The organism is Kribbella caucasensis, assembly GCF_004361855.1.
Taxonomy (GTDB): domain Bacteria; phylum Actinomycetota; class Actinomycetes; order Propionibacteriales; family Kribbellaceae; genus Kribbella; species Kribbella caucasensis.
In genome coordinates, this window is the sequence record NZ_SNWQ01000062.1 from 1 (window position 1) to 6,343 (window position 6,343).

6 protein-coding genes are annotated in these 6,343 nt (G+C 63.3%); 4 read left to right on the forward strand and 2 right to left on the reverse strand.

Annotated features, from left to right (window positions below):
• Positions 1-71: 71 nt before the first annotated feature.
• The gene (locus tag EV643_RS43550) at positions 72-1,178 is read right to left on the reverse strand and encodes a helix-turn-helix domain-containing protein (protein ID WP_166665813.1); all 1,107 of its coding nucleotides are present in this window, start codon (positions 1,176-1,178) and stop codon (positions 72-74) included.
• Positions 1,179-1,296: 118 nt separating this feature from the next.
• Here EV643_RS43550 and EV643_RS43555 point away from each other — a divergent pair, with 118 nt between their 5' ends.
• The 4 genes from EV643_RS43555 to EV643_RS43570 all read left to right on the forward strand — a co-directional run bounded on the left by EV643_RS43555 (position 1,297) and on the right by EV643_RS43570 (position 5,486).
• Positions 1,297-1,722, forward strand: a complete 426-nt coding sequence (locus EV643_RS43555; protein ID WP_133806107.1) for a hypothetical protein — start codon at positions 1,297-1,299, stop codon at positions 1,720-1,722.
• 205 nt (positions 1,723-1,927) lie between these two features.
• The gene (locus EV643_RS43560) at positions 1,928-3,859 is read left to right on the forward strand and encodes a nucleotidyltransferase domain-containing protein (protein WP_202870073.1); all 1,932 of its coding nucleotides are present in this window, start codon (positions 1,928-1,930) and stop codon (positions 3,857-3,859) included.
• Positions 3,856-5,055, forward strand: a complete 1,200-nt coding sequence (locus EV643_RS43565) for a hypothetical protein (RefSeq protein ID WP_133806108.1) — start codon at positions 3,856-3,858, stop codon at positions 5,053-5,055. The genes EV643_RS43560 and EV643_RS43565 overlap by 4 nt, the downstream gene beginning before the upstream one ends.
• On the forward strand, positions 5,052-5,486 hold the full coding sequence (locus tag EV643_RS43570) for an NUDIX hydrolase (protein WP_133806109.1): 435 nt from the start codon (positions 5,052-5,054) through the stop codon (positions 5,484-5,486). Before EV643_RS43565 ends, EV643_RS43570 begins: the two co-directional genes overlap by 4 nt.
• On the opposite strand, the gene EV643_RS47145 is transcribed toward EV643_RS43570, so the two are convergent.
• Complete coding sequence (locus tag EV643_RS47145) at positions 5,455-5,817, reverse strand: NUDIX domain-containing protein (RefSeq protein WP_202870074.1); 363 nt, start codon at positions 5,815-5,817, stop codon at positions 5,455-5,457. The two genes, EV643_RS43570 and EV643_RS47145, sit on opposite strands and share 32 nt — an antisense overlap.
• Positions 5,818-6,343: the final 526 nt, after the last annotated feature.

Sequence of the window (6,343 nt, forward strand, 5' to 3'; positions counted from 1 at the left end):
AAAGATCGACACGCACGCCGGCGCTCAGCCAACGTCTGAAACGTCAGCGACGGACACCAACCCCCACGTCGTCATCGCAAACGACGGTCAACACCTGAGTAGGCGAGTCCCGAGCCCTGCTCCAGCAGGCTCGCACGTTCCGTGCGGAAGAGATCCAGGTACTCTCCGAGGGAGATCGATGTGTCTGCCGTGTAGGCGGCGGCCTGCTCAATGGCCAGCGGCAGTTGGCCCAACTCCACGGCGAGAGCCTCGGCTGTGGCCGAGTCCTCATCGTCGCTCCAGTCGGCCAGGAGCTTCGAGGCTGAGTCCACTCCGAGAACATCGATCCCGATCGGTGTCGCCAGCATGCGCCACGATGGATTGCGTGACGTGATGATGACCTCGCCTCGAGGTCCGCCGTCGAGAGGAATGAACGATTCGACGTCGGCCGCGGCCGCGACGTTGTCGAAGATCAGGAGCCACGACTCACGGTTCCTCAGCTGTTCAAACAAGAAGTTGAGCAGCTCCGCGGATGACCACTCCTCCGACGCGCCGAGCCTGATGGCGAGCTGCCCGATCCCGGTGGCGATTTCGAGCCTGGTCTCGGCAGAAATCCACCATCCGAGGCTGTAGTCGTCCTTGTGGTTGTCGGCGTACGCACGGGCGAGTTGCGTCTTGCCAACGCCGGCGATGCCGTGCACCGCCACGGCTGCGACAGCTCCGTCACTCCCGTCGTGTGTCGGCATGCAGCTCGCAATCGCAGCCATCTCGCTGTCACGGCCGCGAAACCCTCTGACGGGAGGGAGGATGCTCCATACTCGCCCGGACCGTGTCGTACCCGGAGCCTTCGCGGCCGGCGACTGAGCGGCGTCCGGACCGGATCCCGCTGCGATCGGCCGGCTCGACGCCTGCGGCGCGAGGCCGATCTGGACACGGGCGTGGTCGGGCATGCCAAGGCCGTCAGCTATTGACTCGAAGCGCTCAAGGCTGGTGACGCGGCGGCGGCCTGCCATGATCGCGCTGATTTCGGACTTCGCGATGCCTGTACGCATAGTGAGTCCTGTTTGGCTCGCACCGGCGTACCTGCGGACCAGTTGGAACAGCGCTCCGGCATCCCTGGCATGAAGCGCCTCGCGTGTGTCGGGTCGGTCCCAGAACTGGTCAGGCACGACGAAATCGGATGGGTCATGGCGCTGCATCCGGCCCCCTCCGCGGTCTGCAATCTTGCCGTCACAGAGTGTACCGGTCAGCTTGTTCCCTTCGGCTGGTCTCTCCTGCTGATCCCCAAACGGGTGGTCTGCCAGGTTTCCTACTTCCATGGAATCGATGGGTCCCGAGCCTCAGCAGCCGCAAGGCTGCCTCGGGCGTGGCCGGTGTGCCGTCGCAGATTTCACCACTGCAACGAACCGAAGAACTTCGTTCGGATACATCAATGAGCACTTCATGATGGGCGACTCGGAACTCGCGGCTATGCGCCGAAGGATTGTCGAGTGTTGTCAGGCCGATGGCGGCGAGCTCGCAGCCATCTATATCGAGCGTGTTGAGACGAGTCCGTTCGCCTGGCGAGCGCTTCTCGAGAAGTTGGCTGACAGTTCTGGCCTGAATGTCGTGATCGTGCCCGGCCTACACCACCTCGCAAGCATCGGCCACCCAATCGAAGTACGAAACATCCTCCTGGAGTTCGGCGCCAACGTGCTCGTGGCCGCTCAAGGCGACCGCGTTGGCCGAGCGGCACACAAGTGAAACCACTGCCGATGTCCTGACCTAAGCCCGGTGGGCAGGCGTACCGATCCCTGCATCTGCGCCTGCCCGCCGTTCCAAATCACTGCATCTGGTTCGCAGCGCAGTGAGCAATGCCCATGAAGGAGCATCCGTGGAGTCGATCCAGCAGCAGAGGCCCCGCTCGCACCCAAACTGTGAGCTCCCCGCTCGACGAAGGAGCAATGACTTGCCCCTCGACGCATATGGCAGCGACGACGGCACGAGCGCGGGCACGCCTCTATCAATCGCAATCAGCGGGCCTGACAACGTCGGGAAGACCACGCAGATCCGAATACTTGCTCGCCGGGTCGGCCGGGACGCCCACCTCGCGGGCCCGTTGGACCATTACGACTCGCGGTGGCCGGCGATCAGGAACGGCGGGATGGCCGACTGGTGGTTCCACACGGCCTCGATGGAGGAGGTGGCCGATGTGCTTGCCAGCTCGTACCTCGAGCGCTCCCGCGCGAGGCTGTCTGCGACTACCTGGCTCGTGGATCGGGGTATGCCGATGCTCGAAGCGTCTGTGGCGGCGACCGTCGCGGTCCGTGAAGGTGTCGGCCATCGTCAGGCTGCGGATCGCGCACGCCAGCTTCTGGAGCCGTTCAGCCACGACATTGCCCGGACGGAAGCATCCGAGTTCGGAGTCGTACTCCTACAGGACGATGACCCGATTGTCGGTGTGGCGCGGAGCTTGGAGCGTGAACCGGCGGTCACCGAGACCTACGTGGCGTATCAGCAGTACCTGCATGACCAGTTGCATCGACTTGTTGACGAACGCCGGTTCGCGGTCAGGATCGTCGCCGGTGGTCGCTCGATCTTGGCCGTCCAGAATGATCTGCGACGCCAGCTTCGAACGGTCCATGCTGCGGTGCCCGAAGCGGCGCTCGCCAGGATTCAGGTGCTGGCGCTTGGCGGTATGTCCGAGAGCGGGAAGAGCACGGTTGGCGAGTATCTGCGTACCTCTCACGGCCATGCTCGACTGAAGATCGGCTACCTCATTGAGGAAGCGGCCAGTCGGTGTGGCATCGACCAGCCCTATCGAGCTGACGCCGCCGTTCGTGCTGAGCTGCTTGTCGACAGTCTCGACCGATACTGCGCGGCACATCATTTCCTCGGCGCAGTGTCCGTCGAGTCCCTGCACGACTACGACTCCACCAGGGAGCTCCGCAAGCTCCTTGGTAGTCAGCTCTCCGTCCTGTATGTCGAAACCTCGGCCGCTGTGCGCGCCATCCGAGGGACTGCCGGGCCGGCCGACGTGACGGAGCGCGATGCGGTGAAGCAGGATCGTGGAGCTTCTGCGATCGTCCGTATCGCGGATGAGGTCATCGATAACAACGGAACCCGCCTTGAGTTGGAGCGCACGATCGACCGCCTCGTCCTGACGAGCACCTGGCCCACCGTTACGCCGACGGCAACACCTGTCGAGAAGCTCAATCTGCCAGCCCACCTGGCGTCCTACCTCTCAACCCTCGTCAATCGGCTCACCGATGTGTCGCCCGTCATCGACCTGCTCGCCGTCACCGGTAGTGGGGCGCGTGGCAAGTATCAGCAAGGATGGAGCGACCTGGACGTGCTCGTCATCGCCGAGCAGGACTGCCTGCCCCACCTGCGCGCCGTTCTGGACGAGTTGGCGAGTGAGCTCGGCGGTGTAAAGCTCGGACTCACGATCGTGACGTTGGCGGAGTGCCAGGCCGGCGCGGTCACGTCTCGGCTGCTCTACGTGCTGAGATTGATCGGAACGGGCACAGTCATGCCGCTTTGGCGTAGGCCCGACCTCGCCCTACCAGTGCCTGACGCTGATATGGACGTGGATGCAAGCGTCCAGGACGGAATCCAAGCGGCGGTCGAGCTTCGCAGGCAGCTGCTCCGGCCGGTGCCTGAGGTGCGAGATCTGTACAAAGTGACAGCCCTTCTGGCGAAGATCATGCTTCGGTTCGAAGGTGTTGAATGCCCATCTGACGACGAGGCACTCACTGTATTTCTGCTCCGGAGACATGCCGAACAACACGGTGGCCTACTCAAAGACGCCCGCATGAGGTGGAAGCAGACGCAGCGGTTGGCTGCGTTCGTCCTGGACCAGTGGCTATCCACTCTCGTCCCAACAGGAGACGCGGCATGAGGCCGCGTGGAGGCGGCTTCCGTAAGATCCTCTCCGCAGCCGAGGCAGACGCCGAATCGGCAGGCTGGCGGGAGGTTTCCAAGCATCTTGCTGTCCCAGCGTTGCTGAGACGCTCGACGACAGGCGACCGGCACGCGTTGATTTACGAGGACGTCTTCGCCGAAGGGCGCTGCCACCTGCTCCTCGGTGACGTGATCGCTCTCGCCGACCGCGATCCGACAGTTGTGCCCCGTGTGGAGAACCTCGTTGACGGAATCTGCCGTGATCTTTGTCGAGTCGCCAAGCGCACCGGACGTGTGGCGCGATTGGCCGACTGCGTTCCGAACCTCTACCAGGACCGCATCCGCCCGGGTGGACGGATTGACGCGTGGTATGCCTATCAGGATGTGCCGATCGCGATCCCCAACGCACCGAAGGTGGCCCTGGCCGCTCTGTCAAGGTACGACCTGATGGTGAACGGCGTTCCGCGCAGCCTGGACATCGGACGGCTCGTTCCCGAGCTGAGACGGGTGCTCAACCCCGACAGCCGTTGGATGACAGCCCTAACTCAGGGAGATCCGACGGAGCCCAATGTCGCGGAGCCGTTGTGCTGGCTCGACTTTGGCTGCGCGGGCCGCAACACGCTCGCGGGAGAGATTGCGAACCTCCTCTGGTACCTGCTCGCGATGGGCGGATGGCTCGTTCCGACTTATCAGCCCGAGGTCTACGCCCGAACACTGCGCCTGAGCCTCGAACCCTACGTCGTGCCGCGACTTCAGCACGTTGATGTGTCCGAGCAGCACCGCAAAATCGACGTTCGTTACTCATGGCGCGTTGGCGCTGGTCGCCATGCTGCGGTGACGCGGCTCTTGCATTGGCTGCGATCTGACCTCGCCGAGGCCGCCGACCAGCCTCCGGCAGACCTCATGGGACAGATCAGAGCCTTCATGGCGATGCGCATACTCGGCGTTATCCCTGCGCATCTGTTACACGCGCATGACCTCATCCTGCTGCTGGCCAAGCTTGCTGAGAGCCAGGACGCCGACGCGTCCCTTGACAGCTTCGCTCGGCTGGATGTGGTCGAGCCAGATCGCGCGGCCCGACACCGCGAGCCAGCTGATCTCTGGTCAAGTCAGATCCCCGCAGTAACGTTCGCAGCGCAACGTCGGCTGAGTGAGTCAGAAAGCCCCCAGCATTCGAGGAAGGTCTCGCGATGATCGAACGAGTTCGGGCCATCCTGGTCACCCCTGCAGACACCATGCTGCTCATCAAGCGTGTCAGGCCGGGGATACCGCCGTACTGGGTATTCCCAGGCGGCGGTGTCGAACCGACCGACGAGACTCTCGAGGCGGCCCTGCACCGTGAGATTCATGAAGAGCTGGCCGGCCGCGCGAAGGTCGTGAAGCCGTTCCACGTCATAGAACGGGATGACGAACGAGAGCACTTCTATCTCACCACGATCGAGGACTGGTCATTCGACGACCGGAATGGACCCGAATTCAGCGAGGCTGGGCGAGGGGAGTATTACCTCGACGAGGTTCCCCTCACAATCGAGGCGATTGACGACCTCAACTTGAAGCCTGACGAAGCGGCCGCCGTACTTCGCGATGCCATTGTCAAGAACGAGGTCTCTGCGAAGCTGGGATGAGACTGGCCAGACGGATCCAGTCGTTGCGTTGGGTCTCGTTGATGTCTTCTGGGTCGCCGATGTGGTCGGCGCCGTGCGAGACGACCAGCAGGTTCGGGGCGTCCGTCGTACCCACCGAAGGCTGGAGTGAGGCCAAGGGCTCCACGTTCCTTGAGCGCCAGCCGGCTTCCTCGACTTCGCGGGCTGCGGTTACGGCCGGGTCATAATCGGGGTCGACATAGCCGCCGCGGAGTTCCCAACCCAGCGGTTGATGATGAAGTGGTGTCACCACATCATCAGGACGTTCTCTCGCGCGCCGTCGAGTACGACCATCATGGGGGGCTTTGGGCATTCGGAGGACGTACTGCTCGGAACTGGACGCCGTCTGGTAGCTCCACTGATGCGATGCTCAACTGCAGATGTCGAGTGTCGTCATCTGTAGTCACGCAACGACCGTGTCCAACCCGCGTCCCGTCGGTCTGACGCGAAGCGGGAGTTCCTAGGCGGTGCGCACGCCGTTGAGCGAGGGTGTGGCTGCCGTGACTGTCGGCGTGTTCGCTACATGTGAGGGCGGTCATCGGGTCGTTCGACTGAGTGCGCGTCGATGCTGGATTCGGCGCATTGGCAGGTTGCGAGTGCGTCGTGTAGGGCGGTGTGGAGTTGGCGAAGTTCGGTGATTTGGGCTTGCAGTCGATCGATGTCGGCGCTCAGAGTCGCGAGGCGTTGGTGGCCGTCTGCGCTGCATGGCGACGGGGTGGATTTGCGCACTCGCCAGCGGCGGAGGCCCTACGTGTCAGGGTTGGGTGAGGCCAGCAGCTAACAGCAAGTCCGCCGGATGACGTAGGGCGAGAACAGGAATCGATCCATCATGTCCAGTC

Bases quoted from the DNA above. Each gene is read 5' to 3' on its own strand.
- EV643_RS43555 (WP_133806107.1), top strand. From the start codon at position 1,297: ATGGAATCGATGGGTCCCGAGCCTCAGCAGCCGCAAGGCTGCCTCGGG.
- EV643_RS43565 (WP_133806108.1), top strand. From the start codon at position 3,856: ATGAGGCCGCGTGGAGGCGGCTTCCGTAAGATCCTCTCCGCAGCCGAG.
- EV643_RS47145 (WP_202870074.1), bottom strand. From the start codon at position 5,817: ATGCCCAAAGCCCCCCATGATGGTCGTACTCGACGGCGCGCGAGAGAA.
- EV643_RS43570 (WP_133806109.1), top strand. From the start codon at position 5,052: ATGATCGAACGAGTTCGGGCCATCCTGGTCACCCCTGCAGACACCATG.
- EV643_RS43550 (WP_166665813.1), bottom strand. From the start codon at position 1,178: ATGCAGCGCCATGACCCATCCGATTTCGTCGTGCCTGACCAGTTCTGG.